This window comes from Arthrobacter sp. BPSS-3 (assembly GCF_044628475.1).
Lineage (GTDB): Bacteria > Actinomycetota > Actinomycetes > Actinomycetales > Micrococcaceae > Arthrobacter.
Genome location: NZ_JBIMMV010000001.1, coordinates 20,024 through 45,277 on the forward strand (window position 1 = coordinate 20,024; position 25,254 = coordinate 45,277).

The following is a 25,254-nucleotide window of genomic DNA, read 5'->3' on the forward strand; positions in this document are numbered from 1 at the left end:
GGGCCAAATACTGGGGACAGCGGGGCCGTTCGGCCGCCGCCGCGCCGGGCCGGAGACCGCAACCGGACCCCCATGGCGCAACACTCCAACACCGTTCCGGGGGAATCCACCCATGACGCCTGCCACCTCACCGGCTGCCACGACTTCGCCTGCCACCTCTCTGCCTGCCACCTCCGGGGCCGTTGCGCCCAGCGCCGCCGCCGTTGACTGGTCCGCTACGCTGATCGGCTTCGACACCACCAGCCGCAACTCCAACCTCGAGCTCATCCGGTTCATGGCGGACGAACTCTCCGCCCGCGGCATCACACCGCTGGTGGTCCCCAGCCCCGACGGCCGCAAGGCCAACCTCTTCGGCACCATCCCGGCCGCCGACGGCACCGTCACCGGAGGCATCATGCTCGCCGGGCACACCGACGTCGTCCCCGTCGACGGCCAGGACTGGCACAGCGACCCCTTCGCTGCCGAGATCCGCGAGGGCCGCCTCTACGGCCGCGGCGCCACCGACATGAAGGCTTTCAGCGGCGCCATCCTGGGGTTCCTGCCCGAGTTCCAGTCCCGGCCCCTCGCCGAGCCGCTCCACTTCGCCTGGACCTACGACGAGGAAGTTGGCTGCCACGGCGCCGTCGTCCTGCTCGCCGAACTGGAAGCCCGCGGCATCCGGCCCCGGCTCGGCTTCGTGGGGGAGCCCACCAGCATGCGGCCGGTCTCCGCGCACAAGAGCAGCCAGCTCTTCCGCGTCACCGTCTCCGGCATCGCCGCGCACTCCTCGATGACCTCCACCGGCGTCAACGCGATCGAATACGCCGCCCGGGCGATCGCCGCCATCCGGTCCCACGCCGACGAGCACCGGCTCTCCGGCCCCTTCGACCCGACCTTCGTGGTGCCCTACACCACCGCCAACGTCGGCGTCGTCAGCGGCGGCGCGGCCGTCAACACCGTCGCCGAGCACTGCGCCTTCGAATTCGAATTCCGGACCATCCCCGGCGTCGACCCGGAGGGCGTCATCGCCCGGATCCGGGAAGCCCTCGAGGGGCTCCGGACCGAGATCCAGGCCGAGAAACCCGGCACGGACATCGTCATGGAACAGCTGGGCGCCGTCCCCGGCCTCAGCCCCGAGGGCCCGCGCGCTGCCCTGGACCTCGCCCAGCGGCTGACCGGCAACGCCGTCGAAGAGACAGTTGTCTACGCCACCGAGGCCGGCCTGTTCCAGCGCGCCGGCATCGACACCGTGGTCTGCGGACCCGGGTCCATGGACCAGGGCCACACCGCCAACGAATACATCGAATTGAGCCAGATCGCCGCCTGCGAGGACTTCCTCCGCGCGCTGGCCGACCACCTGACCTCCACCGAGCCCACCGAAGGGACCCCGCAGCCATGAGCCATCCCACCACCACCGGCACGGCCGCCGCGGGAAGCGCAGCCGACGCGGACAGCCAGGCCGCCCCGCGCACCCTCAACGCCGTCGAACGCAGCAACGCCCGTAAGGCCGTCGTCGCCGCCTCGATCGGCAACGGACTCGAATGGTTCGACCTGATCGTCTACGGCACGTTCGCCGTCACCATCTCCAAGCTCTTCTTCCCCACCACCAGCGACGCCGCGTCCCTGTTGCTGACCTTCGCCTCGTTCGGTGTCTCCTTCATCATGCGGCCCCTTGGCGGCATCCTTATCGGACGATACGCGGACAAGGCCGGCAGGAAGGCAGGCATGCTGGTCTCCATCCTGGTGATGTTCGTGGGCACCCTGCTGATCGTCGTCGCTCCCACCGCGTCCATGATCGGCGTGACGGCCAGCATCATCGTCCTGGTGGCACGGCTGCTGCAGGGCTTCGCCACCGGCGGCGAATTCGGCACCGCCACGGCCTACCTGATCGAATACGCCCCCACCCGGAAGGCGTTCTACGGCAGCTGGCAGGTAGCCACCCAGGGCGGCGGCATCCTGCTGGCCGGCGTCTTCGGGTTCGTCCTGAACAGCTACCTCAGCACCCAGTCGCTGGAGTCCTGGGGCTGGCGGCTGCCCTTCATCTTCGCCCTCGCGATCGGCCCCGTGGGCTGGTACATCCGCTCCAAGATGGAGGAGACCCCGGAGTTCCTCGCCACGGAGACCTCGACGGCGCCGCTGCGGGAAACCTTCGTCGGCAACGGCGGGCGCCTCTGGGCGATCGTCGGCGTCGTCTCCCTGGGCTCCGTGGGCGTGTACATCGCCCTCTTCATGCCCACCTACGCGATCGTGAACCTGAACATGCCCAAGGCGGTCGCGTTCCTCTCCACCCTGATCTTCGGCATCGTGATGAGCGCAGGCTCCCCGTTCATCGGCATGCTCTCGGACAAGGTGGGCCCGGCCCGGGTGATGACCTGGGCCGCGGGCGGCACGATCGTCGTCGGCATCCCGGCGTTCCTGGCGCTCATCGCCGCCCCGGAGCTGCCCACCATGATCGTGGTGGAACTGGTGCTCTCGGTCCTGGCCACCGCCTACTTCGCCCCGCTGCCGGCGATCATGTCCTCGATGTTCCCGGCCCGGATCCGCTCCACCGGCCTCTCGCTGGGCTACAACATCGGCGTGACCGTCTTCGGCGGCTTCGCCCCGTTCATCCTCACCGCGCTGATCGGCAGCACGGGATCCTTGCTGGTGCCCGGCTACTACCTGGTGGCCATCGCCATCATCGCCGCGGCCAGCCTGACCGTCGCCCGCAAGGTCTACCGGCAGGCGTAACGTCATTCCATCGCTGAGGGAGCCCGTCCCGGCCGAGTGCCGGGGCGGGCTTCCTTGCTGCGGGGGCATTGTTGTTCAGCGTCCTGGCGCCTCACGCCGCCGGGACCGGCTTGACCCGCAGCGGGGCAAGGAACAGCACGATCACCACGGCCGTGATGGCACCCGCGGCCATGATCGAGGCCAGCACCACCACCTGGAACACCCCCGCAGACAGCGGGGAGATACCGCCGAAGATGGCGCCCACGAAGGCGCCGGGCAGGGTGACGAGGCCGGTGGTCTTGCTCTGGTCGGTGGTGGGGAGCAGCCCCGCGTGCACCGCCTCGCGGGCCAGCTCGGTGGTGGCCTGGCGCGGCCGGGCGCCCAGGGCCAGCCACCCCTCCACCTCCTCCCACCGGGCCGCGGCAGTCTGTTGGAAGTGCCGGCCGGCCAGGGTGGTGATGGACATGGCGTTGCCGATGACGATGCCGCCGATCGCCAGGGCATAGCGCGGCGAGAACTCGATGGCGCCGGTGGCGAAGACGACGGCGAGGGTGACGGCCACCCCGGCACCCATCGCGGCGCTGACCCGGCCGAACATCCGCCGGTCCCGGCCCAGCCGGCGGGTGGCCGTCCACGTGGCCACAGTGAACATCACCAGCAGCGCCAGGGCCACTAGGTAGCCGTTGGTGATGACGCCGCTGAGGATCAGGCTGATCGCCGCCAGCTGCAGGGCGCCGCGAAGGATCGCCCACGCCGGCGCGAACCGGGCGGGGACGCGGTAGGCCGTGAGCACCGCGAGGGTCACCGCCACCAGCACGGCGACACCGGCCAGCGCCGGCAGCAGATCTGCGGGAGGGGTCATGCGGCCAGCCTATCCGGGGGCAAAGAAAGCGCCGCCCGGCATCAGCTGGGCGGCGCATTCCTCAGGGACGGGGCAGGCGGCGGCCTGCTCCGGAGGGGCTACTTGCCTGAGTTCTCTCCCTTGGAGGTCTCTCCCTGCGCGTCCCCGTCCTGGCCGTCATCCTTCGGGCCGCTGACGGAGGCCACGGCCCCGGTCTGCTCGTCCAGCAGCACCTTGCCGGGACGCTTGTGCTCGAAGTTGAACATCGCCTTCAGGGAACCCGCCCCGGCGTCCGCGGAGGCGTCGCCGACCTGGCCGGTGTGCCAGTTGTCCTCGATGAAGCGCAGGATCGAGGCCTGGTCCGTCTGGGTGTGGTCCACGAAGTTTTTCTTCGCGTACGGGGAGATGACCACCAGCGGCTGGCGCGGGCCGGGTCCGCAGCGGTCGGCGTAGCCGCCGGCCATCGGGACACCGGCGGCCGCGCCGTTCTGGCACCACGCGGCGTCGTCGGCAGTGTTGGAGGAGTTCTTCACCTTCGCGGCGGCGTGGTCGTACCAGCCGTCCGAATCGTCGTAGGCCAGAACCACGGCGGTGTTCTCCCAGTTCTTGGACTTCTGGATCTGGTTGACCGTGGCGGTGATGAACCTCTGCTCATCGATCGGGTCGGAGTAGGCGGCGTGCCCGTCCTGGAACATGCCCGCCTTCAGGAAGGAAACGGCCGGCATGTTGTCCGTGTTCACCACCTTGCCGAAGTCGGTCAGGTCGTACTGGTGGTTGGCCTGGCCGTCGTGGCCGATTTCCGCGTCCGAGGCCGGGGCCAGGTGGTGCGGGTTGGCCGTGGACTTGTAGTACTGGAACGGCTGGTGGTGCGGGGAGTAGTCCACCACGGAGGCGCCGGCGGCGTTGGTGTGGCTGGTCAGGCACGACGCCGGGGCCGTGGCCGTCGCGGGGGTGCTGGGGGTGAAGCCGCCCTGGAACCAGCCCCAGGAGGTGCCCTTGGCGCTGAGCAGGTCACCGATGTTCTTGCCGGTCATGCCCGCCAGGTTGTTGGTCTTGGCGTGGCTATTGTTGGAGCAGTCGTCGTAGACCGGGTCCGGGTCGTTGATGACCGTGCCCACGCCGTTGGCGTCGGGCTGGCGGACGGTGTAGCTGCCGGCGGCGGGCGTGACCACGGGCCTGCCGTCCGCGGTGAACTCGGTGGCGCCGTGGGTCTGGCCGGAGACCAGGTTCAGCGCGCCCGGGGTGGAGGGACCGAAGACGGTGCTGTAGTGGTTGTCGCTCATGGCGTAGTTCTGGGCGTAGTTCCAGATGCCGGTGACGGTGTTGCCGTCGTAGTAGTCCATGGTCAGCCCGTCGCGGCCGTACTGGTTGGGGCCGCACGCGTCCCGGCTGGTGTACTCGACGAACTTATCCATCAGCCCGCCGTTGTAGGCCTTCTGCTCGGCACCGTAGTTGTGGTCCTGGTCGCAGGTGACGGCCTGCTGCGGGGTGAGCCGCTCGGGCTGCTTGGCGTTGGGGTTGTTCGGCGCCAGCAGCCCGGCGGAGGCCAGCGTGTCGATCTTCTTGGGCGTGTTCTTCGCGGCCGTGAAGGTGGCCGCCGGGGCGCCCGAACCCTGCTGGGTCTCGCCGGGGATGTTCGCGGCCTTCGGGTAGGTGGCGAAGTAGTGGTCGAAGGAAACGTTTTCCTGGAAGATCACGACGACGTGCTGGATGGGCGTCGCCGTGCCGCGGTGGTCATCGCCGCCGGCGGAGGCGGGGCCGGCGCCGACGCCGACCAGGCCTGCCGTGAGGGCCGTGGCGGCCAGGGCGGTGGCACCGGTGGCGGCGGCGATGCGCCGTCGGGTGGAGCGGGGGGCTGGGGGGATCATGACTATCCGATCGGTTCGGGCCTGCATTGGGGCTGGTGCCGCTAGTTGGCGGCTTTGACTGTTGCTTCGTAGGTGAGGATTTCGGTGCCGTTGCCTTCGTCGCCGCTATCCGGAGCCACCTTCAGGGTCAGGTGGTCGCCGTCGGCGGTCATTTTGAACGGGTTGCGGGTGGCCACGTGGCCGGCGGTGGACCACTGCTGGAACGGCACATCGCGGGTCACGGCGTGGGACTTCAGGTCGATCATCGCCATCCCGCCGAGTTCGTAGGTTCCGGCGGTCCCGCCGGCGGCGGGCGTCTGCGGGAGGTTGGTGATGCCGCCGCAGAGCATCTTGGAGGACGGGACGTACTGGCAGTCCTGGTAGTCGATGAAGTAGTTCGGGTTCTGCCAGGTGGCGAGCTGCTTACCCTGCAGGTCCCATTCTGCGAAGCGCCGCGATCCCCAAGTGTTTCCCACCAGGTGGCCGGTCTGCTTGTCCATGACGATGCCGCCGAAGTGGTCCTTGACCTCGAACTGCTTGTGCACGTCCAGGGTTTTGGCATCCACCCGGTAGATGATCGCGCTGCTGTCCGGGCGGTACTGCGCCACCGGCACCCAGACGTTGGTTCCGTCAAAGTCGATGCCGCCCGGGTGGTACATGTCGCCCTCACCCAGGGTGATGTCCTTCTGCAGGTTCCCGGCCTTGTCCATGACGAACAGGTGCCCGATGCCCTTGCCGGGGGTCCGGTCGAAGCCGTTCTGCGGGGTGGCGAACTTGGTGGTTGGCTCGGTGATCTGGACGGCCGAGAGGAAGATGTGGTCCCCGCTGAACGCGATGCCCTCCGTGTGGTACGTCGGGAAGTTGAGCTTCAGCTTGGAGGTCTGCTGCCAGGCCGTTCCGCGGTCCACGCGGTTGAACGCGTCCCTCAGGGCACTGTCACGGCCGTCCTGGGCGTGGGAGCCGGGGTCCGATCCACCGCGGTGGTCGTTGTCCGCGGCCTGGGCGACGGCGGTGCCGCCGATCGCGGATGCGGCCAGGACGATGGCTGCGGCGGCGGTAAGGATGCCTCGGGTACGAGTCGCGCTCATGGCGAGCCTCTCAGGGTTGGATCTCCGGCTGACCCGGCCAAGCTACCCGCAGGTAATGAACCGGGCGTGGAGCCAAGATGAACGCCCGGGGGCCGGTTCCGGCCCGCTCCTGACTGCGCACCAGACTGTGATGCAGCTCACGTGAAGTCGACCGTGAGGATTCCCGTGCCCGCCCCGTCTTCCTAGTGACGGCGCATCAGTGCGCCTCCCTCAACGAACAGGAGTGATAGCAATGACCAACCAGACGCACACCCCCGCAGACGTTCCGGCCAAGACCACGTCCACCGCGGTCGCCACCACCAACCAGCACACCAAGAACGACGGCCGCGGCAACACCACGGTGGCCGACGGCGTCGTCGCCAAGATCGCCGGCATCGCCATCCAGGAGATCGAGGGCGTCCACGCCCTCGGCGGCGGCGCGGCCCGGGCCCTCGGCACCCTGCGCGAGAAGGTTGGCCAGAAGGACCTCACCCAGGGTGTCAGCGTCGAGGTCGGCCAGACCCAGGTTGCCGTCGACGTGACCCTCGTCGTCGAGTACCCCTACCCGCTCCAGCAGGTGGCCGATAACGCCCGCGACGCCGTGTACAACGCCGTCGAGGACCTGGTCGGCATGGAGGTCACCGAGGTCAACATCACCATCACCGACATTCACGTCCCCTCGGATGACCAGGATGACGACGACACCAACGAGCCGAGGGTCGCATGAGCCCGACGGTAGCCGGCGTCGCCGCCGGCGCCGTCCTGGCGGTCGTCGCCTTGGCGTTCGGCTTCTGGGGACTGGTCCTGACCGCCCTGTTCATGGGCATCGGTGCCATCCTCGGCCGCAGCGCCGAGGGGCGGCTGGACCTGGCCGGAGTGCTGGACGCCCTGCGCGGCAAGCGCTCATCGTCATGACCCGCACCGGCCACACCCGGATCACCGGGACGGCCCTGCGGCACACCATCGAAGCGGTCACAGCAGAAGCCTTCGGGGTTCCCCGGGGCAACGTCTCCGCCCAGATGGACGACGACGCCGGCCAGCTGGCCGCCGCGGTGACCGTGCAGCTGGCCGTGCCGCCGCTGCTCGGCCCCCGGTCGGACCAGCCGGTCAGCCTCTTCGACCAATCCCGCGCAGCGCGGCAGGCCATCCTTGATCGCGCCCCGCAGCTGACCGGGATGCAGCTGGGCCGAGTGGACATCCGGCTGAGCGGCGCCAAGACCCCACGCGAGCACCAGGAAAGGAGAGTGGCGTGAACCAGAACCAGGCAACCCGGCGGATTCTCCGGCGGGAAACCCACTCCTCCCGAGCGACAGTCTCGGCCGTGACCGCGATCCTGCTGGCCGTCCTCTTCCTCTGGCTGGCGCTGGAGACCGTGCTGGGACTGCTCGGCGAACCCGCCCTGCTGGCCGCTCCGGGACAGCTGTGGCGCTGGCTGACCGGACTGCCCCAGGCCACCATCCCGGCCGGGCTGGCCGCGGCCGGCGCGGGCGTGGCGCTGCTGGGCCTGGCCCTGCTCCTCACCGCGCTCGCGGGCGGCCGCCGCTCCCGGCGGGCCCTCGAAAGCGACCGCACCGCCGTCGTGGTGGACGACGAGGTTATAGCCGCCGCCGTCTCCCGGCGGGCACGGCTGGCCGCCGGGCTCACTCCCGGCCAGGTGACCTCCACGGTTTCCTCCCGGTCGGTCACGGTCCAGGTCCGCCCCACCTCCGGTGTGCCCGCGGACCGGGATGCCATCCACGCGGCGGTGGGCGGCGAACTCGCCGCCTACCGCCTGGACCGCCGGCTCGCGCCCTCGGTCCGGATCCTCAAGGAAGGAGTGCTGGGACAGTGAGCAACACGAACAGGGCACTGAACCGCATCCTGCTGGCGCTGGCCGGGCTGGTCCTGCTGGCCGCCGGCGCCGTGACGGCCGCGGCCGGCCTGGTCCCGGACATCGCTGCCGGCTGGACCGCCACCGGCACGTTCCTGGCGGACCAGGCCCGGTCCGCACTGGGCTCGGCGCCCCTGCCGGGACGGCCCGGGAGCTGGTGGTCGGTGGCCGCGGTGGCCGTCTTCCTCATCGCAGCCGCGCTTTCCGTGGCCTGGCTCGCCTCCCAGGGCGGCGGCCGGACTCCCCGGCTGGCCAGCGACGACGACGGCGACCGGGGAGCCACCACCATCGACGCCGGTCTCATCGGCACCGCCGTCGGCGAGGCGCTGGACGGCAACCGCCTGGTGGTCGGCAGCAACGTCTCCGCTTGGGAAAACCGGCGCGGCACCGGACTGCGGCTCCGGCTGGAGGCCCGGAAGGGCGCCTCACCGCGGGAACTCGCGGACACCGCCGAGGAACTGGTCCGCGGCATCGACGCGCTGATCGGGCATCCGGTCCCGGTCCTGGTACGAATCACCACCGGAGTACGGTCCCGGGTGGCCGGCGCAGACCGCGCCCGCTGACCGGTACCGGAACAGAGCACCACCCCTCACACGAGCACGACCGATAGGAAAGGAACACGATCATGGGGATCGATGACAAGGCCAACAACGCCGTGACCAACCACCTCGGCGCCGCCAAGGAGGGTGCCGGCAAGCTGACCGGCAACGAACAGCTGGAACGCGAGGGCCAGCAGGACCAGGCCAAAGCCCAGCTGCAGGACGCCGGCGAGAAGATCAAGGACGCCGCGGCCGACGTCGGTGGCAACCTCCGGGAAGCCGCGCGCAAGATCAAAGAAGGCTTCAGCAAGAACTAGTTCCACCGGCCGCACCCGGCCCGGGCCGCCCCCTACGGGTACCCGGGCCGGTGCCCGGCCCACTTTTATGGCCCGCTCTCTACGGCCCGCGATGAAAGCGACAGACACGTGACTGGTTCACCCCCGGCGCCGCACCACCTGGACGCCGTCCCGGATGCGCTGCTTGCCGGCCGCGCCGCCGACGGCGACACCGCGGCCTTCGAAACCCTCGCCCGGCGTCACGGGCCCGTGATGCGGGCCGCCGCACGCCGCCTGACCGGCTCCCTCGCCGACGCCGATGACGTCGTGCAGGAGGCGCTGATGCAGGCCTGGCGCCAGATCGACACTTTGCGGGAACCCGCGGCGGTCAGGGGCTGGCTGCTCCGCATCACCGGCAGCCGCAGCATCGACCACCTGCGCCGCCGCCGCTTCCATACCGACGTCGACTCGGTCGAGGAGGCCCTCGACGCGGGCATGGCCGGCCGGCCCGCCAGCCCGGACCCGGAATCTTCGGCTGTCAGCGGCTCGCGGATCGAAGCACTCAAGCGGGCGCTGGCCGCACTGCCGGAGGAACAGCGCCGCTGCTGGGTGCTCAAGGAATTCAACGACCAAAGCTACGAGGACATCGCGCAGACCCTGAACATCAGCACCGCGAGCGTCCGCGGCAGGCTGGCACGGGCGCGGGTCACCCTGGCGCGCGAAATGGAGGAATGGCGATGAGTACACCCAACGACACCCTCGACTGCGGACATACCCTGGCCGAACTCAGCACGTATCTGGACACCGGCGAGTTCGCCGACCCCGGACACCTCAATCAGTGCCCGGAATGCCAGGCGGGACTTGCGGCGCTGGGCAGCATCTCGGCGCTCGGCACCGACCTGCGCGACGCCGACATCGCGGCGGCGGGATCCGGGACCGACGACTGGATGCAGTCCATCCTGGACAACCTGCGGCTGGAACTCAGGCCCGGGCGGAGCATTCCCGTCCGCGGCGGCCATGCAGACGACATCCTGTCCGAGACGGAAGGCGCCATTTCAGCGGTGATCCGTTCCGTGGCGGATGCGTTGCCCGGGACCGCGGCGGGAAAATGCCGGCTGCACGGGGACGTAGGAACCCCGGGGGCGCCGGTGACCGTCTCCGTGGACCTGGCCGTGGTGTACGGCCACCCGTTGGAACAACGGGCGGCCGAGCTCCGCAGCCAGCTGGCGGAAACGCTGTCACAGCAAACCGAATTGAACATCACGTCGATCGACGTCACCATTACCGACATCCTGGCCCCGCCCCCATCGGCGGACCGGACCCAGACCACACCGGAGGAGAAGCCATGACCGAGCCCCTGCGCCCGAGCGCCAGCGCTTCGGACCACGCCCCGGCCGTCGCACCGGACACTGCTGTCAACGGCGTGCCGGACAGTGCCGTGGCACGCGAATTGCACCGGGCCCTCGAACAGGTCGACGGCGTCCAGACGCTCTACCCGGCCCACCCGGTGTGGCAGAACATTGCCGGCGCCGCCCACGCCGCGGTCACCGGCGAGGCTCCCAACCCGGTGGCTGTGGACGCCTCCGGCGACGTCGTCACGGTCAAGGCCCGCATCGGCGTGGCCACCGGACACCGCGCCCCCGACGTCGCACGCGCAGCGGCAGCCGCGGTCCGCGCACACCTGGAACCCCGCCGCTGTGCGGTGGAGGTTGCCGTCGTCCACATCGCCGGATGAGCGCCCGGCCGGCATTACCGGTCGATGCGCTTCAGGGCGCGAGCGACGGCCGCGGCTGTGGGCCGGCGGGAGGGTTCCGGATCGGTCATCGCATGCAGCAGCACGGACCAGCGTCGCCCGACCGTCGACGGGAGCCGCGGCAGCCGCAGCGTCCGGGCCACCATCGATTCCAGCGCCGGACCAGGGAAAGCCTTGATGCCGGTGAGGCATTCGAAGATCACCAGGCCCAGGGCATAGATGTCGCTGGCGCTGCTGGTCCCGGTGCCGTGGACCGCCTCGGGGCTGAGGTAGTGGGGCGTGCCGGACGTGGCGCTGTTGGCCCGGTGCCGGGCGCTCGTGGCGATGCCGAAGTCTGTCAGCATGGCCCGGCCTCCTGTGCCGGTGTCCCCGGATGTGAGGCCGGCCAGGATGATGTTGGCCGGCTTCACGTCGTTGTGCACGATGCCGCGGCGGTGAAGGTGGGCCAGTGCCCCGGCAATGTCGGCCGACCATACGGTCACCTGCCGGGCGCTGAGGGTGTTGCCGTGCAGGTGGGAGCGCAGGTCGGGGCCGTCAACCAGCTCGGTGACGACGTAGCCGCGGCCGGCCTCCGTTGCGGCGTCGTCGGCCGCCCGGCCGTGGCCCAGCACCCGAACGATCGCGCGGTGCCGCAGGGGGCCGTGGAGGTCCCTTTCGCGGATAAACGGCGAGGCGGCGTCTACGGTCCCGGCGCGGAAGATTTTGACTGCCAGCTCGGGGGCGGAACCCCGCGCTGCCAGGTCGGTGGCCCGGTAGACGTCCGCCTCGGAACCGCGGCCCAACAGGTCCCCGAGGCGGTAGCGGCCGTCCAGGAGGCGTTCGCCGGCGCCGGTGCCCGTGGCGGCGGGGGTGCCCGCCGGCCGGCTGACGATGCCGGGGGTAGCCGCCGGGCAGGTCCCGGGCTTGGCGGGGAGCGGCGTGTGTGTGGCCGGAGCTTGGCCGGGCGTCCGACGGTGCAGGGGGCGGGCCGCACGGTGTTGGTCGCCGAGAACTTGGGCGAAGGTCACAGCAGGAGCCGGGCGAACTCGTCGTCGGGCAGTCCGGCAGCCTCGATGAGCTCGGTGCTGGTCGAACCGTTAGCGGCCGCGGCGCGCAGGGCGGACAGCAGTTCGTCCTTCGCAGCGTCCAGCTCCCATTGCAGGCTCTCGACCCGGGCCGCGGCGGTGCGGACGGCGTGCAGCGGTTCTCCGGCGGCGGCCGCGTCCTGCCGGAAGCCGCAGGGGCAGATCCACTCCGCGGAGCCCGGCAGCTGGAAGCCCCAGAGCAGGGAATCCAGCGACGCTTTCCGTTTCACCATGGCCCCACCGCAGTGCTGCGGGGCGGCGTCGACGGGCACTGATGAGGCGGCGGGGGCCGCCTGCTGGGGTTCGAGGACTGCCGTCATGGGATCACCGATCTATTAGCTAGGAGACAACGTAGCTAGTCTAACTAGTATTATTGTCTTGTCCAGCCCGGCTCCGAGGCCGGGGGCAGGCCGGGGCTAGGATGGTACGACTCATCCGCCGTTTCCAGGCCGGCCGGCAGGGGCAGCAACGAGACCGACGAGGGTCGGTGAGAAGGCGGGATGATCACGTGGTAACCGATGTGCTGGTCCGCAACAACGTCCGGACCCTGGGTCCTGAGGACGGCCCGGCGCTGGTCTTCGCGCACGGCTTCGGAACGGATCAATCGATCTGGCGCCGGATCCTTCCCGCCTTCAAGGACCGGTACCGCGTGGTGCTGCTGGACCACGTCGGCTCGGGCGGCTCGGACAAGGCGTCCTACGATTCCGGCCGCTACGCCTCGCTGGAGGCCTACGTGGACGACCTGCTGGAGGTCTGTGCCCGGCTCGAGCTGCGGGACGCGACGCTGGTGGGACACAGCGTGGGGTCCATGATGGCGGTCAGCGCCGCGGCACGCGACGGCGCGGACCGCTTCGGGCGCCTGATCCTGTTGACCGCCTCGCCCTGCTACCTGGACCACCCGGACCAGGGCTACGAGGGCGGGTTCAGCCGCGGCGACCTTGACGATCTTTTCCGGTCCCTGGATTCGAACTATCTGGTGTGGGCAGAGTCCATGGCGCCGGTCTATATGAACGTCCCCGACGCCCCCGAGCTGGACCGTGAGGTCCAGGGCAGCTTCGGCCGCATCGGGCCGCGCGTGGCCCGGGACTTCGCCCGGGTGGCCTTCCTCTCCGACACCCGCCACCTGCTTTCCGGGGTTCTGGTTCCGACCCTGGTGCTGCAGGCGACGGACGACGTCGTCACCCCCGATTCGGTAGGCGCCTACCTTCAGGAGAACCTGGCCCACGGCACGCTGGTCCGCCTCGCCGCCACCGGCCACTTCCCGCAGTCCAGTGCGCCCGAGGAGACCGCGGCCGCCATGCTCGACTTCCTGGCAGCGTCGTGACCGGGCCCGCGCCGCTGGACTACGGCGAACTCTTCCACGCCGCGCCGGCCGGATACGCCGTCGCCGGGACCGACGGCGTGATCGAGGCCGCGAACGCCACCCTCACCCGCTGGGCCGGGGCGTTGCCGGGCGCCCTGGCGGGGACGCGGCTGCTTGACCTTTTCCCCGCCGGGGACCGGCTGATGTTCCGGACCCACGCCGGCCCGGTCCTGGACCGGGAAGGCCAGCTGTCCGAGCTGGCGGTCTCGCTGCTGGGGCCGGATGGGGAGCGGCGGCCAGTCTTGCTCACGGTGACGCGGACCGAAATCGGGGGAGCGATGCGGGACCTGGCGATTTTCTACGCCGCACCGGAACGGCGGCGTTACGAATGCGAGCTGGCCGCCGCCCATCGGCAGCTGGAGGACGCCGCCGCGGAGCGGGCTGCCCTGTTGCGGGAGGCGCACCACCGGGCGCTCCACGACCCGCTCACGGGGCTGCCGAACCGCCGGCACCTGCAGGAGAGCCTGATTGCGGCCCTGGCGAGGGCCGGGGACGACGGCGGGCGCGTGGGGCTGTTGTTCTGCGACGTCAACGACTTCAAGCTCGTCAATGACTCCCTGGGCCACGCCGCGGGGGACCGGGTGCTGGAGCACGTGGCCCGGATGCTGTCCGGTGCGGTCCGCGGTTCCGACATGGTGACCCGGTACAGCGGGGACGAGTTCGTCATCCTGGTTCCGGACCTGGTGACCGCGGCAGAGCTCGACGCCGTGGCGGTACGGGTCCGGGGCTGCCTGGCGGCCCCATTGGCAGTCGAAGGCGCCACGCTGCCGTTGTCGATCGCGGTGGGCCAGGCGGAAACGGCAGTGGACCCGGCCGCCGGAGCGGACCGGGTCCACGATCTTGCCGCCTCATTGCTTGCCGGCGCTGACCAGGATATGTACCGGGCCAAGACGGCCATGCGGTCAGCGGCCGGTTAGCCGGATCCTAGGCGGACGCCGCCTCAAGGTTGCCCGCGCCGTGCTGCACGCTGAGCGTAAAGGTGTTGGGGCCGCTGGCGTGGACGGCGACATTGGACTTGGCGGTGTTGTGCCGGACCGAGTGTTCGTGGACCAGGGCGTCCAGCTCGTGGTGCATCGTGGCACGGTCCCAGAATTTGTGGGTCACGGTGGTGGCAGTTTCAAACGTCATTGTTCAGGCTTCCATTCTTGATCCGGATCTCCGGCTGCCGCACCGGTGCGGAGCCGCCGTCAGTCCACACCGGAAAAACCCGGGACCAGGGCGGCTGGAAAGCCCACCGGTGTGGCCCCGTTGCGTCCACCAGTATGGATTTCCATGATGCACAGCGGCCGGAAGGGCCCTCAAGCCAGAAGTCGAATATTGCAGGTGAGAATGGTCACATGCCCGGGCGGGGCGGCCCGGCGGTTACTTCTTTTCGGTCAGGGCCGAGGCCTTGTGGGCTGCGCGGGCGCCGGTCTTGGCCGACTCCACTACGTACTGCGGCTCGTCTTCGCTGGCCCGGTGCGTATTGCCGTCCAACTCGAAGTCGCTGGTCTTCTTTTCCACGATCTTGCCGTGGGTCTTTCCCTGGGGCGAGTTCCACTCCACGGACATTCCTTTGCGCAGTGACACGGGTGCTCCTTCGGTTGGATGGATCGGGTCGGACGGAAGGGGAAGCCGCGGCCGCTACTTCCCGGACGCGGTGGGGGAGGCAGTCGCCGACGCCGTTGCCGACGGCGACTGCAGCTGGGCTGCCGTGAGCTTGAGCCAAGGGGAGTCCGGGGCGCCCTCGAGCATGGCCTGCGGGCTGTCGCCTTGGCTCCACCACTTGGCCTCGAAGGCGTACCCGTCGAAGAGAATCCGGGTGCCGCGCTGGTACACGGTGGTCGGAGACCAGTCCGGGTAGGTGCCGGCCGGGACCGTGGCGCGGGGGCTGGGGCGGTCGCCGGGCAGAACCGGGCCGATCAGCTTCCACGGCACGGCTGCGCCCTGTTCCACGGGGTTGTCAGGGCTGTCGCCCTGGGTCCACCACTTGGCCTCGTAGACGTTGCCATGCCAGACGATCCGGTCGCCGCTGACGTAGCGGGACGTCTGGTTCCACACCGGGTACGGGCTGGTGGAGGGGTCATCGGTGGCAGTGGGGGTCGCGGAGGCCGCCGGTGCGGGTGCGTCGGCGCTGCGGGTCGGGATGACGTCGGCGCCGAGGACCGTCGAGAAGGAGGAGCTGCCCTGGTTGATGCCGCTGCAGCTGTCCGAGACCTTGGTGACGTCGGGGTAGTTGCTGCCGCAGGTGCGGTCGCGGTTCAGGGACCACATGGACACCCGGCCCACGCCCTTGGACTTGGCGTAGGCGTTGAGTGCGGCCGCGTCGTCCAGGGTGAAGATTTCGCCGGCAATGTCGTTCTGGCCGATCATCGGCGTCAGTCCCAGCCGGCGCCAGGTGGTGTCCGTGCCGAGGTCCTCGCCGTTGTCGCGGTACAGGGCCTGGAGCTGCTTGTGGGCGGCGTCGGCGGCGGACGCGGAGGCCTGGTACATGGACTGTCCCGGCTGCTTGCTGCCGCCGAAGTCCATCGTCATGATGTTCACGCCCGTCAGCGTTACGCCGGCGCGGAGGGTGCGGGCCACGGCGTCGCGCCCGGCCTCGGTCAGGCCGTTGGGGTCCGCCGGGAGGGTAAGCCAGACGTCGAGGTTCTTGCCGGCGCCCGAGCGCTGCTGCTGGAGGGCGGCGACGGCCTTGCCGCGGCGGTCCAGCGAGGCGGTGTCACTGAGCGCGGCCCCCTCGACGTCGAGGTCGATCGAGGCGAGGTCGTAGCGTTCGACGACGTCGCGGTAGGCGCCGGTGAGCCGGTCCTGGTCCGTGCAGGCGAGCGCCAGTTCGCTGTTGGTCAGGCCGCCGAAGGACACGGACACTGAGCCGCCGGCCTGGCGCAGCCGGGCGATGCGGCGGTCCAGGTCAAGGTCCGACTCGGCCTGGGCCAGGCCGTAGGCGGCGCCCCAGGACGGGACGCAGGGGTTCTGCTTGTCCGCGACGATGAAGGACAGCACGGTGCCCTTCGCCTCGGGCGTGGTGGGGGTCTCGAACGCGAACCGCGGCGTGGCCGTCACATCCACGTAGCCCGAGAACACGGACGGGATGGAAGAGGCGGCGTTGGCGTCCTGGAAGGAACGCAGGCCCAGGTAGGAGCCGCCGGCGAGGACCGCCACGACCAGGATCAGGATCCCCAGCCGCAGCTTGGAAAGGCGGCGTCCGGGAAAGCGGTTAGACACAGAATTACCCCAATGCTTGTCGGAGAGCTGTCCGGCAACCCCCTAATGCGGATACGCCGCCAAATCAAGGGTCTCCCGCCGGTAACGATCTTCGGCCGGGGGACTGATAATTCGGGGTCGTGCGCTTAGTATAAGGGCAGATCGCGGTGTGCAATGGCGGACAGCGCGGCCTGACGTGTGTCCGCTGGGGGTACACATATGCAGATGGGGAAGTATGACTGACGTCCTGGCCGCGCCTCGGCCCGAAGACCTGGACGCCGATGACGCGGCGTCGAAAACCCGGAAACGCCAATGGGGTGCGGAACGGCGGTCAGAGCCCCTGGCCATCGTCCACCCCGAGCCGTCGCGCCGGAAAATCATCCTTGGCCGGGTCGGCATCGTCGTCACCGTCCTGGCCTGGCTCGCCTATGTGGTGACCACCGTGCTGCGGCAGCTCATCAACGACCCCACCGCCGGGTTCCGGTTCCGTGCCGAATCCGTCTCCTACGTCGTCGTCGTAACATTCCTGACTTTTTCGGCGCTGATGTACCTGCTGGCCCGCCAGGGCGCGCTTAACCGCTTCCGCGACCACCGCAGGATCCCCCGCGGCGAACTGGACCGCCATTTCGCCGACTACCACTCCTCCGTCACCGTCCTGGTCCCCTCCTACGCCGAGGAGCCGCAGGTGGTCCGGGCCACACTGTGGTCCGCCGCGCTGCAGGAATTCCCCGACCTTTCCGTGGTGCTGCTGCTCGATGACCCGCCCTTCCCGACCGACCCGGCGGACCAGGAACGGTTGCAGGCCACCCGCGACCTGGCCGCCAACATCACCCGGACGCTGAAGGAACCCGCCACCCGGCTGAACGCGGCACTGGCGGCCTTCGAAGCGGGCGGGGAGCACGGCGACGCCGGCCTGCGCGCGCTCATCGACGAATACGAATACGCCGCCGGCTGGCTCGAAGGCATGGCAGAGGCCGAACGCGTCGAGGACCACGTCGATGAGTTCTTCGTGGACCTGGTCCTCATGGGCCTGGCCCGCGAACTCCGGCTGGTCCTGACCGCCCTGCACGCCGCCCAGGCCCAGAGCGCCGTCCCCGAGCGTCCGCGGATGCGCGAGCTCTACGCCCGCCTGACCTGGATCTTCAACGCCCGCGTCGCCTCGTTCGAGCGCAAGAAGTACGTCAGCCTCTCGCACGAGGCGAACAAGGCGATGAACCTGAACTCCTACCTGAGCCTGATGGGCCACCGCTGGCGGCAGGAACAGACCGCGGACGGGACCGTCTTGCGGCAGGCCACAGAGCCGGCGCCCGGCGACCTGGTCGTGGCCGACAGCACCTACGTCCTGACCCTCGACGCCGACTCGCTGCTGCTGCGCGACTACTGCCTGCGCCTGGTCGCGTTCCTGGAATCCCCGGGCAACGAACGGGTCGCCGTCACCCAGACCCCGTACTCCTCCTTCCGCGGCGCCCCGACCCGTATCGAGCGCGTCGCCGGCGCCTCGACCGACCTCCAGCACATCCAGCACCAGGGCATGACCCGCTACGGCGCGACCTTCTGGGTGGGCGCCAACGCCGTGATCCGCAAGGTGGCGCTTGAGGACATCGTGGAGATCTCCTCCGAGGGCGGCTTCGAGGTGCGGACCTATATCCAAGACCGGACCGTCATCGAGGACACCGAATCCAGCGTGGACCTCGGCCGCGAGGGCTGGGACCTGGTCAACTACCCCGAACGCCTCAGCTACAGCGCCACCCCGCCGGACTTCGGGTCCCTGGTGGTGCAGCGCCGGCGCTGGGCCAACGGCGGCCTGCTGATCCTGCCCAAGCTCTGGGACACCATCCGGCGCCGCCGCGGCACCGACCGGAACGTGCGCGGCCGCGAGGTCATGCTGCGGGTGAACTACATGGCCTCCATCACCTGGGCCAGCTTCGGCCTGCTCTTCCTACTGGCCTACCCCTACGACAGCCGGCTGCTCAGCCCGCTGGTGTTCCTCGCAGCCCTGCCCTACTTCCTGGCGATGGGCAGCGACCTCCGCGATTCCGGCCACCGTTTCAGCGACATCTTCCGGATCTACGGGTTCAACCTGGTGCTCATGCCGGTCAACCTGGCCGGCGTCATCAAGTCGCTGCAGCAGGCGCTGACCGGGGACAAGATCCCGTTCGCCCGCACGCCCAAGGTCAAGGACCGGACCGCCGCCCCCGCGATCTACGTCCTGGCCCCGTACGCGATCGTGGCGTTCTCACTCTTCACCGTCTGGCGGGACGTCTCCCTGCAGAACTGGGCCAACGCGGTGTTCGCGGCGTTCAACGCGGTCATGGCCACCTATGCGATCGTGGCCTACATCGGGGTCCGGAACTCCATCGTGGATATCTTCCTGGGCGTGCTGAACTGGCTTTACGTCAGGCCCAAGGCCCCCCGCGCCGAGGCTCCGGCGATCGTGCCGAAGGCTCCCGAGGAGATCGACTGGGAGTCCATCCTGTACCACGGCGACCGCCGGCTTAACCGGGACCTGCGCGGCAAGAAGGACCGCCGCAGGCGTGCCGGCGTCCGCTGACCGGGGTGTTGACACGCTGCCACTGCGCGCCGCGCCTACAATGGGCCGGATGACGGCCGAAACGATCCTCGCTGCGAACGGGAAGAACTCGCTGACGGTCACCGACGGCATCATCGAGTCCTCCTGGGCGCCGGGCTCGTTCGTAGACATCGCCGACGCGCGGGACGCCCTCAAGGCGACCGCCGCGATCACCGGGAGCGGCCGCATGCCGATGCTCTCGGTGATGACCGACGTCGAAATCAGCGCGGCGGCCCGGTACGAGTTCGCGAAGTCCTCCGACGTCCTGGCCATCGCGGTGCTGGGCTCCAGCGCGGTGGACCGGGTGATCGCCGCGGCCACCAGCCGGGACACCGACTACCCGCACGAGTTCTTCACCTCCCGGGCCGAGGCGCTGGCCTGGCTGCGCGGGTTCCTCGAGGACTCCGAAGGCCCGGAAACCGGCGGCCTGGCCGCCGGAAACCCGGCCCCGGGATACTCTGACGCCGCGAACCGCTGAACTGGTAGCCTCCCCGTAACGGCCGTCGACCCGGACTAGGGGCCCGGCCAGGACGTGACCCGCCGCGCTGTGATCCGCCGCCTGCGGCGGGGCGCCAAGCGAGGGAGTGCCATGGGCGTCGCCGAAATACAGGTTGACCAGCGCGTGATCGGGATCGATTCGCGGCGCTTCGCGTCGGAGGAGAAGGCGCTGGTGGAACTCATCACCAACAGCGACGAAAGCTACGCCCGGATGGAGCGCGCCGGCGCAGCGGTCCCGGGCCGGATCCGGGTCAGCTACGAACGGCACCTTACCGGCGCCGTGCTCACGGTCGCCGACCAGGCGGAGGGCATGAGCTTCGGGCAGGCCCGCAGCATCCTCAGCTACGGCGGGGCGCACAGCCCGCTGGCCCGCGGCGAGGGCAATGGCCGCGGCTACTTCGGCCGGGGCCTGAAACAGGCAGTCTTCGGGCTGGGCCACGGCTGGCTGGAAACCGTCCAGGACGGGCGCTTCACCCGGATCGACATCTTCCGCGGCGGCAACGGCGGGTACCTGTACGACGGCGGCGGGAGCCGCCCGGCCCTCCCCGCGGACTATGCGCGGCTGGGGCTGATGACGGACGGGCCGACGGCGGGGCACGGTACCCGGGTGACGATCGTCGTCGAGAACCCCCGTGTGGTGATCAGCCAGCACCACACCCTGCGTCAGTCCCTGGCCAACAACTTTTACCTGCGGGCGGTGCTGGGCCGGCGCACGGTGGAGTTGTCCGCGGGCCACCCCGGCTCCGGCGCGGACAGCCCCGAATCCGTCCTGATCACCGAGCCCGCGGCCGAGGTCCTCATCGGGCCCGGGCTGGCCGGGACGGTGCCCTTCGAGGGCCGGGACTACCCGTTCACCCTGACCGTGAAGCGGGCCTCCGGGACCGAGCTCATCAGCCGCGGCGACGAGAGGACCAACGGGCTGGTGGTGCTCTCCGGCCAGGCCGTCCTGGACTGCCAGCTGTTCGACTTCGAGAACCAAGTGGGCACGGAGTACCTCTTCGGGGAGGTCCGCTGCGATGCCCTGACCGACATGCTGGGCCACGGCCGCGCGGTCATCAGCGACGAGCGGGAAGGCCTCAACGCCCGGGATCCCTTCGTGGAGGCCTTCTCGCGGGCCGTCAGCGCGGCGCTGGCCCCCGCCGTACTGGCTGAGCGGGAGAAACTCTCACATTTGGAGCGGGCCACCACCTCGGGCCGGACCGCGGAGATGATCGAGGAGCTGCTGCGGCACATGAACCGCGCCGCCGTCGTCGACCTCGGCCTGCAGACGGAGCCCGAGGTTCCTTCCTTGACGCCCGGCACCGGACAGGCCGCCGCCGGCGTCTTCGCCCAAGCCACCCGGGACGCCGACGCACCCGGCGCGGGCCCGGCACTGCGGTTCACGACGCCGTTCTACTACCGCCCGCCGGGGCATGCGTTTCACGTGGGACTGCTGCTCGACCCCGCGCTGCTGCCGCCCGGTGCGGACGTCCCTGCCACGGGTCTTGCCGTCGACCCCGAGCTGCCACCGTCCATCCATCTCGAGGGGCCGGACACTCTGGGAAGCGATGAACCGGGACGGCTGGTCTGGACGGTCACCGGGGACCGGGCGGGGGATCGGGGCACCCTCACCGCGAGGGCCGGGGATCACTGGGCCACTTGCGAGATCGTCATCGCCGAGCAGGCGTCCCGGCACGCCGGTGACCAGCCGGCGCACGCCGGGGCCGTGGCTGCGCCGGGCGACTCCCGGGCCAGGCCACGGCCCAACCGGGACCACGGCATGGACCTGTTCACCGGCTACGAGTTCCGCAGCCTGCCCGACGGCGCGGACCGGGCGGTGTACAGCGCCGCGGAGCGCAAGGTCATTATCAACACCGCGGCCCCCACCGTGCGGCTCTACGTCGACGGTCGAGGCCGGTTCCGCGACTCGGCCAGGCTGCTGCTGGCCGAACTGTTCCTGGACGTCATCGCGGACGAACTAGCCCGGCGCCGGGCGGCCCAGCACGGCCACGGCGGCGACCTTGAAGCGTTCCAGGCCGCCCGGCGGGACATCGTTCGCCGCTACGGCAGCGACGTCCACCGGACTTTCCTGGGCTAATGCCCGCGGGCGTCAGAGATAGTTGCGGACGCTCGCGCGCAACGCCTCCGTGTGTTCGTAAATCTCCTCCAGTGAGTTTATCGGGACGCGGGTCTCCTCCTTATCGCTCCCGAAGAGGCCGAGGTACTTCTGCGAGCGGTTAAAGTGCAGCCGGGCAATCGGCTTGCGGTTGTTGTCGTCGAGAAGCACCGCAAAGTACGACTTCGCATCACGCTGCGAGACGCGGGCCGGCTTTACCTCGCTGCAGACGATCGCACGCACAATCTGGTAGCCCTCGATTTCCTCCAGCGTCGTCTCGATACCGTCGGCGGCCTCAAGGTCGGCCACAGCAACGGGGGCGCTGGTGACAGTCGCTGCTGCCGCCGGATCCTCGGTCTGCGGGAAGTTAGGAGTTCCGAGCGCCTTCTTCAGACGATCGTTGACCTGGTCGTTCAGGTACTGCTTGGCGGCCTTAGTAACAAGAGCCGTGAATTGTTCCCTCACTTTTTGGGTGTAGGCGCCGCTGTAGACACGGCCCGTCAGGAACTTCACCCACTCGTCCTCCGGCTCCCTGAACTGAGCGGCCAGGGTCCGCTTAATTTCGCCGATGTACTTGAGTTCGCCAGCGGCATTGATAATGCTGTCGAGGTCAAAGACGTCCTTGGATAGCTTCCTGAGCTCCGGGATGAGTGTCTCGTCGATGTCATTGAGGTCCAGCACCAGGAAGGGCTTGGCGTCCATTCGGTTGGGCGCGTCCAGGTCCGTGAAGAACTGGTAGACCTCGCCGTTCGTCAGGATGGCGATGCGTGCGTTTGTCACCGCGAAGTAGCGGAAGAGTTGCGAGGCGTGCTCGATCTTTACAGGCTCCGTCGATTTCTTGCACTCGATCAGCATTTGGACTTCGCCGTCTTTGACGATCGCGTAGTCGATCTTCTCGCCCTTCTTGAGTCCGACGTCGGCGATGAACTCCGGCACGACCTCCAGCGGGTTGAAGACGTCGTAGCCAAGAATGGTTGAAATGAACGGCATCACGAAGGCATTCTTCGTGGCTTCCTCGGTCTGGATGGCTTCTCTTTGCTGCCGCACCTTTGCCGCGAGCGCCGATAGCTTCTCTGCAAAATCCATACGTCCCCCTGTATGTGAGTGATTGTGCAGTCAATCTAACGCAGTGCCGTGACAATTCTTCGGATCGGGCCGCCTCCGGGTTGACAGAAACCCTTGACGGTCATCGGGAAGCGGCCTATTCTACAACCAAATGGTTGCAGATCAGTTGAGTGAAGAGGCGGCGGACCGGGTGTTCCAGGCCCTTGCCGACGCCACCCGGCGGGACATCGTGCGGCGGGTGACGGCGTCGGAGTCTTCGGTTTCCGGCCTCGCCGAGCGTTACGCGATGAGCTTCGCCGCCGTCCAAAAGCACGTTGCCGTCCTGGAGCGCGCCACCCTGGTGACCAAGCAGAAACACGGACGGGAGCAGATCGTGCGGGCCAACCACGACGGACTGCAACGGGTCCGGCGCCTTCTGGACGACTACGAAAACATCTGGAGGCAACGCTCGGACCGGATCGCGGACCTCCTCGCGGAAGGCACGCCGCCCGCGCCGGGGAGTGACTCCACCGTGGACTAACCAGCACCATCAATCGCAGGGAAGGGGACACAATGACCGTCATTAGTTCAGCCCAGGATCCCGGGGCGCTCAGCCTCACCGTGATCGCGGAGTTCGACGCCGGAGTCGAGCGCGTCTGGCAGATCTGGGAGGATCCGCGGCAGCTCGAGCGCTGGTGGGGTCCGCCCACCTGGCCGGCGACCTTCGAAAAGCATGACTTCGTCCCCGGCGGGGAGGCTACCTATTACATGACCGGACCCGCGGGGGAGAAGGCCCGCGGGTGGTGGCGCTTCGTCTCCCTGGAGGCCCCACACCGCCTGGTGTTCGATGACGGTTTCGCCGACGACGACGGCGAGCCGGTCGCGGAGATGGGCACCATCCACGGCGTCGTCACCCTGGAAGACCTTGGCGGCCGCACCCGCATGAGCGTGGTCTCAACCTTCGAAACCCCGGAACAGATGGAAAAGATCGTCGCCATGGGCATGGAGGAAGGCATGAAGGGCGCACTCGGCCAGGTCGACGCGCTCCTTGTCGAACCTGCGCGCGCCTGAGCGGCGCGCCCTGAACCGGTCCGCCTGAACCGGGCCGCCGCCCTCAGTTGTTGAGGGCGGCGTACAGGTTCAGGCTGGCCGAGAAGACCAGCCAGGACAGGTACGGGAGCATCAGGAGTCCGGCCGCGGTGCTGATCGGGCCGAAGCGGAATACCGTGGCGGCGGCCAGGGCAGCGTGCGCCGCGATCAGCCCCAGGGCCAGCCACAGTGCTGCGGTCCCCAGCAGCGGATACATGCCGAAAAACATCAGGGGCCACGCCAGGTTCAGCACCAGCAGGCCGCCGTAGGCCAGGAAGGCCGGCCGGCGCGGCAGCAGCCGCTGGCGCCAGACCAGCCAGGCGGCGACCGCCATGCCCGCGTAGAGCAACAGCCAGACGGAACCGAAGACCAGCGCAGACGGCGTCCACGGGGCCGTCAGGGCGGTGGCGTACCAGCCGTCGGCGTTGGCCCGGATGGGCAGGGACCCCACAAACGACACCACAAAGGAGACGGCCAGGAAGGCGGCCAGGGCGGCTGCCTGCCGGCCCCGCGGGAGGGCGCCGGGGGCGGACGTGCCCGGAGCGCTTGGTTCGACGTTCAAGAGCACAGAATCACTGTGAACAACATCCGGCACTTCCGTCAAACCGTGACCCATGTTCCCCGGCTGTCCGCTGCCCTAAGCTGGCGCTGTCAAGGACTGCTGCGTCTGGAAGGACATCATGGGCAACGAAGCTGCATGGCAGGAAAACATCACCCCCGGCCGGTTCGCGGGCAGGACCGTCATCGTCACCGGGGCGGGTTCGGGCATCGGGCTGGCCACGGCCCTCCGGGTCGCGAAGGAGGGCGGCCGGGTGGTCGCCGCGGACGTGAGCGCGGAGCGCCTCGATGAACTGGTGGCCGGGCACGGGGAGCTGGAGATCGTCCCCGTCGCGGGGGACATCTCCGCCGCGGAGACCGTCGCCGCCGTCGTCGAGGCCGCTGGCGGCCGCGTCGACGCCCTCGCGAACGTCGCCGGCATCATGGACAATTTTGCCCCGATCCACGAGGTGGACGACGCGGTCTGGGACCGCGTGTTCCGCATCAACGTCACCGGACTGATGCGGCTGACCCGGGCGGTCCTGCCGCTGATGCTGGAGGCGGGGACAGGCTCGGTCGTCAACGTCTCCTCCGAAGCGGGCCTGCGCGGCTCCGCCGCCGGCGCCGCGTACACCGCCTCAAAGCACGCCGTCATCGGGCTGACCAAGAACTCGGCCGTGATGTACGGGCCTAAGGGGCTGCGCTTCAACACGGTTGCCCCCGGCGCGACCATCACCAATATCGTCGCCGAATGGGGCTCGCAACTGGCGGTCGAGCGGCTGGGACCGCTGATGGGCGCGAATATTCCGACGCCCGCCTCGGCGGCGCAGCTGGCGGCCTCCATCACTTTCCTGCTCAGCGACGACGGCACCAACATCAACGGCGCGGTGCTCGCCTCCGACGGCGGCTGGTCCGCGCTCTGACACCGCGGC

29 protein-coding genes are annotated in these 25,254 nt (G+C 69.4%); 19 read left to right on the top strand and 10 right to left on the bottom strand.

The window, feature by feature from the left end:
• Positions 1-112: 112 nt before the first annotated feature.
• Both argE and ACFVY3_RS00110 read left to right on the top strand, forming a co-directional pair.
• Positions 113-1,378, top strand: a complete 1,266-nt coding sequence (argE, locus tag ACFVY3_RS00105) for an acetylornithine deacetylase (protein WP_400158346.1) — start codon at positions 113-115, stop codon at positions 1,376-1,378.
• A complete protein-coding gene (locus ACFVY3_RS00110; protein WP_400158347.1) occupies positions 1,375-2,709 on the top strand; it encodes an MFS transporter in 1,335 nt (444 codons plus the stop codon). Before argE ends, ACFVY3_RS00110 begins: the two co-directional genes overlap by 4 nt.
• 91 nt (positions 2,710-2,800) lie before the next feature.
• Here ACFVY3_RS00110 and ACFVY3_RS00115 read toward each other — a convergent pair whose 3' ends face one another.
• The 3 genes from ACFVY3_RS00115 to ACFVY3_RS00125 form a co-directional block, all read right to left on the bottom strand.
• Positions 2,801-3,550 carry an ABC transporter permease gene (locus ACFVY3_RS00115; RefSeq protein ID WP_400158348.1) on the bottom strand — a complete coding sequence of 250 codons (750 nt, stop codon included), beginning with the start codon at positions 3,548-3,550 and terminating at the stop codon, positions 2,801-2,803.
• 98 nt (positions 3,551-3,648) lie between these two features.
• Complete coding sequence (locus tag ACFVY3_RS00120) at positions 3,649-5,397, bottom strand: phospholipase C (RefSeq protein WP_400158349.1); 1,749 nt, start codon at positions 5,395-5,397, stop codon at positions 3,649-3,651.
• 41 nt (positions 5,398-5,438) lie between these two features.
• The gene (locus ACFVY3_RS00125; RefSeq protein ID WP_400158350.1) at positions 5,439-6,464 is read right to left on the bottom strand and encodes a DUF6454 family protein; all 1,026 of its coding nucleotides are present in this window, start codon (positions 6,462-6,464) and stop codon (positions 5,439-5,441) included.
• A gap of 232 nt (positions 6,465-6,696) precedes the next feature.
• Here ACFVY3_RS00125 and ACFVY3_RS00130 point away from each other — a divergent pair, with 232 nt between their 5' ends.
• The 9 genes from ACFVY3_RS00130 (at position 6,697) to ACFVY3_RS00170 (ending at position 10,862) form a co-directional block, all read left to right on the top strand.
• On the top strand, positions 6,697-7,170 hold the full coding sequence (locus ACFVY3_RS00130) for an Asp23/Gls24 family envelope stress response protein (protein ID WP_400158351.1): 474 nt from the start codon (positions 6,697-6,699) through the stop codon (positions 7,168-7,170).
• The gene (locus tag ACFVY3_RS00135) at positions 7,167-7,358 is read left to right on the top strand and encodes a DUF2273 domain-containing protein (protein WP_400158352.1); all 192 of its coding nucleotides are present in this window, start codon (positions 7,167-7,169) and stop codon (positions 7,356-7,358) included. Before ACFVY3_RS00130 ends, ACFVY3_RS00135 begins: the two co-directional genes overlap by 4 nt.
• The gene (locus tag ACFVY3_RS00140) at positions 7,355-7,696 is read left to right on the top strand and encodes a hypothetical protein (RefSeq protein WP_290256254.1); all 342 of its coding nucleotides are present in this window, start codon (positions 7,355-7,357) and stop codon (positions 7,694-7,696) included. The genes ACFVY3_RS00135 and ACFVY3_RS00140 overlap by 4 nt, the downstream gene beginning before the upstream one ends.
• Positions 7,693-8,274: a hypothetical protein gene (locus tag ACFVY3_RS00145; protein ID WP_400158353.1), complete on the top strand. Its 582-nt coding sequence runs from the start codon at positions 7,693-7,695 to the stop codon at positions 8,272-8,274. Before ACFVY3_RS00140 ends, ACFVY3_RS00145 begins: the two co-directional genes overlap by 4 nt.
• Positions 8,271-8,876 carry a hypothetical protein gene (locus ACFVY3_RS00150; protein ID WP_400158354.1) on the top strand — a complete coding sequence of 202 codons (606 nt, stop codon included), beginning with the start codon at positions 8,271-8,273 and terminating at the stop codon, positions 8,874-8,876. The genes ACFVY3_RS00145 and ACFVY3_RS00150 overlap by 4 nt, the downstream gene beginning before the upstream one ends.
• Before the next feature lie 62 nt (positions 8,877-8,938).
• Positions 8,939-9,169 carry a CsbD family protein gene (locus tag ACFVY3_RS00155; RefSeq protein WP_290256251.1) on the top strand — a complete coding sequence of 77 codons (231 nt, stop codon included), beginning with the start codon at positions 8,939-8,941 and terminating at the stop codon, positions 9,167-9,169.
• Between the two features lie 108 nt (positions 9,170-9,277).
• Positions 9,278-9,868, top strand: coding sequence for an RNA polymerase sigma factor (locus ACFVY3_RS00160; RefSeq protein ID WP_400158355.1), 591 nt, complete (start codon positions 9,278-9,280; stop codon positions 9,866-9,868).
• Positions 9,865-10,476, top strand: a complete 612-nt coding sequence (locus ACFVY3_RS00165) for an Asp23/Gls24 family envelope stress response protein (RefSeq protein WP_400158356.1) — start codon at positions 9,865-9,867, stop codon at positions 10,474-10,476. Before ACFVY3_RS00160 ends, ACFVY3_RS00165 begins: the two co-directional genes overlap by 4 nt.
• Positions 10,473-10,862: a hypothetical protein gene (locus ACFVY3_RS00170; RefSeq protein WP_400158357.1), complete on the top strand. Its 390-nt coding sequence runs from the start codon at positions 10,473-10,475 to the stop codon at positions 10,860-10,862. Before ACFVY3_RS00165 ends, ACFVY3_RS00170 begins: the two co-directional genes overlap by 4 nt.
• 14 nt (positions 10,863-10,876) lie before the next feature.
• Here the strand turns inward: ACFVY3_RS00170 and ACFVY3_RS00175 are convergent, their stop codons facing one another.
• Positions 10,877-11,887, bottom strand: coding sequence for a serine/threonine-protein kinase (locus ACFVY3_RS00175; RefSeq protein ID WP_400158358.1), 1,011 nt, complete (start codon positions 11,885-11,887; stop codon positions 10,877-10,879).
• Entirely contained in the window at positions 11,884-12,264 is a 381-nt protein-coding gene (locus ACFVY3_RS00180; protein ID WP_400158359.1) for a hypothetical protein, read from the bottom strand. Before ACFVY3_RS00180 ends, ACFVY3_RS00175 begins: the two co-directional genes overlap by 4 nt.
• A 188-nt stretch (positions 12,265-12,452) precedes the next feature.
• Between ACFVY3_RS00180 and ACFVY3_RS00185 the strand changes: the two genes are divergently transcribed.
• Complete coding sequence (locus ACFVY3_RS00185) at positions 12,453-13,268, top strand: alpha/beta fold hydrolase (protein ID WP_400158360.1); 816 nt, start codon at positions 12,453-12,455, stop codon at positions 13,266-13,268.
• Positions 13,265-14,224 (top strand): diguanylate cyclase domain-containing protein, encoded by a 960-nt coding sequence (locus tag ACFVY3_RS00190; RefSeq protein ID WP_400158361.1) that lies wholly within the window; start codon positions 13,265-13,267, stop codon positions 14,222-14,224. Before ACFVY3_RS00185 ends, ACFVY3_RS00190 begins: the two co-directional genes overlap by 4 nt.
• A gap of 7 nt (positions 14,225-14,231) precedes the next feature.
• Here the strand turns inward: ACFVY3_RS00190 and ACFVY3_RS00195 are convergent, their stop codons facing one another.
• From ACFVY3_RS00195 to ACFVY3_RS00205, 3 genes are all read right to left on the bottom strand, one after another.
• Positions 14,232-14,435, bottom strand: coding sequence for a hypothetical protein (locus ACFVY3_RS00195; protein ID WP_290256243.1), 204 nt, complete (start codon positions 14,433-14,435; stop codon positions 14,232-14,234).
• A 234-nt stretch (positions 14,436-14,669) separates the two neighbouring features.
• The gene (locus ACFVY3_RS00200; RefSeq protein ID WP_290256242.1) at positions 14,670-14,876 is read right to left on the bottom strand and encodes a DUF2945 domain-containing protein; all 207 of its coding nucleotides are present in this window, start codon (positions 14,874-14,876) and stop codon (positions 14,670-14,672) included.
• 54 nt (positions 14,877-14,930) lie between these two features.
• Positions 14,931-16,511: a chitinase gene (locus ACFVY3_RS00205; RefSeq protein WP_400158362.1), complete on the bottom strand. Its 1,581-nt coding sequence runs from the start codon at positions 16,509-16,511 to the stop codon at positions 14,931-14,933.
• A gap of 214 nt (positions 16,512-16,725) precedes the next feature.
• Between ACFVY3_RS00205 and ACFVY3_RS00210 the strand changes: the two genes are divergently transcribed.
• From ACFVY3_RS00210 to ACFVY3_RS00220, 3 genes are all read left to right on the top strand, one after another.
• Positions 16,726-19,041, top strand: coding sequence for a glycosyltransferase family 2 protein (locus ACFVY3_RS00210; RefSeq protein WP_400158363.1), 2,316 nt, complete (start codon positions 16,726-16,728; stop codon positions 19,039-19,041).
• 49 nt (positions 19,042-19,090) lie between these two features.
• Positions 19,091-19,537 (top strand): STAS/SEC14 domain-containing protein, encoded by a 447-nt coding sequence (locus ACFVY3_RS00215; protein WP_290256239.1) that lies wholly within the window; start codon positions 19,091-19,093, stop codon positions 19,535-19,537.
• A 111-nt stretch (positions 19,538-19,648) separates the two neighbouring features.
• The gene (locus tag ACFVY3_RS00220) at positions 19,649-21,634 is read left to right on the top strand and encodes an ATP-binding protein (RefSeq protein WP_400158364.1); all 1,986 of its coding nucleotides are present in this window, start codon (positions 19,649-19,651) and stop codon (positions 21,632-21,634) included.
• Positions 21,635-21,646: 12 nt separating this feature from the next.
• Here the strand turns inward: ACFVY3_RS00220 and ACFVY3_RS00225 are convergent, their stop codons facing one another.
• Positions 21,647-22,738 (bottom strand): type I restriction endonuclease, encoded by a 1,092-nt coding sequence (locus ACFVY3_RS00225; RefSeq protein WP_400158365.1) that lies wholly within the window; start codon positions 22,736-22,738, stop codon positions 21,647-21,649.
• A gap of 130 nt (positions 22,739-22,868) precedes the next feature.
• Between ACFVY3_RS00225 and ACFVY3_RS00230 the strand changes: the two genes are divergently transcribed.
• Both ACFVY3_RS00230 and ACFVY3_RS00235 read left to right on the top strand, forming a co-directional pair.
• Complete coding sequence (locus tag ACFVY3_RS00230) at positions 22,869-23,237, top strand: ArsR/SmtB family transcription factor (protein ID WP_400158366.1); 369 nt, start codon at positions 22,869-22,871, stop codon at positions 23,235-23,237.
• A 32-nt stretch (positions 23,238-23,269) separates the two neighbouring features.
• Positions 23,270-23,767, top strand: a complete 498-nt coding sequence (locus ACFVY3_RS00235; RefSeq protein WP_400158367.1) for an SRPBCC domain-containing protein — start codon at positions 23,270-23,272, stop codon at positions 23,765-23,767.
• A 43-nt stretch (positions 23,768-23,810) separates the two neighbouring features.
• Here the strand turns inward: ACFVY3_RS00235 and ACFVY3_RS00240 are convergent, their stop codons facing one another.
• Positions 23,811-24,353, bottom strand: a complete 543-nt coding sequence (locus tag ACFVY3_RS00240) for a TspO/MBR family protein (protein WP_400158368.1) — start codon at positions 24,351-24,353, stop codon at positions 23,811-23,813.
• Positions 24,354-24,465: 112 nt separating this feature from the next.
• On the opposite strand from ACFVY3_RS00240, the gene ACFVY3_RS00245 reads away from it, so the two are divergent.
• The gene (locus ACFVY3_RS00245) at positions 24,466-25,245 is read left to right on the top strand and encodes an SDR family NAD(P)-dependent oxidoreductase (RefSeq protein ID WP_400158369.1); all 780 of its coding nucleotides are present in this window, start codon (positions 24,466-24,468) and stop codon (positions 25,243-25,245) included.
• The last annotated feature ends 9 nt before the right edge of the window (positions 25,246-25,254 follow it).

Bases quoted from the DNA above. Each gene is read 5' to 3' on its own strand.
- ACFVY3_RS00195 (WP_290256243.1), bottom strand. From the start codon at position 14,435: ATGACGTTTGAAACTGCCACCACCGTGACCCACAAATTCTGGGACCGT.
- ACFVY3_RS00140 (WP_290256254.1), top strand. From the start codon at position 7,355: ATGACCCGCACCGGCCACACCCGGATCACCGGGACGGCCCTGCGGCAC.
- ACFVY3_RS00110 (WP_400158347.1), top strand. From the start codon at position 1,375: ATGAGCCATCCCACCACCACCGGCACGGCCGCCGCGGGAAGCGCAGCC.
- ACFVY3_RS00245 (WP_400158369.1), top strand. From the start codon at position 24,466: ATGGGCAACGAAGCTGCATGGCAGGAAAACATCACCCCCGGCCGGTTC.
- ACFVY3_RS00210 (WP_400158363.1), top strand. From the start codon at position 16,726: ATGACTGACGTCCTGGCCGCGCCTCGGCCCGAAGACCTGGACGCCGAT.
- ACFVY3_RS00120 (WP_400158349.1), bottom strand. From the start codon at position 5,397: ATGATCCCCCCAGCCCCCCGCTCCACCCGACGGCGCATCGCCGCCGCC.
- ACFVY3_RS00165 (WP_400158356.1), top strand. From the start codon at position 9,865: ATGAGTACACCCAACGACACCCTCGACTGCGGACATACCCTGGCCGAA.
- argE (WP_400158346.1), top strand. From the start codon at position 113: ATGACGCCTGCCACCTCACCGGCTGCCACGACTTCGCCTGCCACCTCT.
- ACFVY3_RS00155 (WP_290256251.1), top strand. From the start codon at position 8,939: ATGGGGATCGATGACAAGGCCAACAACGCCGTGACCAACCACCTCGGC.
- ACFVY3_RS00130 (WP_400158351.1), top strand. From the start codon at position 6,697: ATGACCAACCAGACGCACACCCCCGCAGACGTTCCGGCCAAGACCACG.
- ACFVY3_RS00180 (WP_400158359.1), bottom strand. From the start codon at position 12,264: ATGACGGCAGTCCTCGAACCCCAGCAGGCGGCCCCCGCCGCCTCATCA.
- ACFVY3_RS00125 (WP_400158350.1), bottom strand. From the start codon at position 6,464: ATGAGCGCGACTCGTACCCGAGGCATCCTTACCGCCGCCGCAGCCATC.
- ACFVY3_RS00170 (WP_400158357.1), top strand. From the start codon at position 10,473: ATGACCGAGCCCCTGCGCCCGAGCGCCAGCGCTTCGGACCACGCCCCG.
- ACFVY3_RS00215 (WP_290256239.1), top strand. From the start codon at position 19,091: ATGACGGCCGAAACGATCCTCGCTGCGAACGGGAAGAACTCGCTGACG.
- ACFVY3_RS00235 (WP_400158367.1), top strand. From the start codon at position 23,270: ATGACCGTCATTAGTTCAGCCCAGGATCCCGGGGCGCTCAGCCTCACC.
- ACFVY3_RS00220 (WP_400158364.1), top strand. From the start codon at position 19,649: ATGGGCGTCGCCGAAATACAGGTTGACCAGCGCGTGATCGGGATCGAT.
- ACFVY3_RS00225 (WP_400158365.1), bottom strand. From the start codon at position 22,738: ATGGATTTTGCAGAGAAGCTATCGGCGCTCGCGGCAAAGGTGCGGCAG.
- ACFVY3_RS00115 (WP_400158348.1), bottom strand. From the start codon at position 3,550: ATGACCCCTCCCGCAGATCTGCTGCCGGCGCTGGCCGGTGTCGCCGTG.
- ACFVY3_RS00230 (WP_400158366.1), top strand. From the start codon at position 22,869: ATGGTTGCAGATCAGTTGAGTGAAGAGGCGGCGGACCGGGTGTTCCAG.
- ACFVY3_RS00135 (WP_400158352.1), top strand. From the start codon at position 7,167: ATGAGCCCGACGGTAGCCGGCGTCGCCGCCGGCGCCGTCCTGGCGGTC.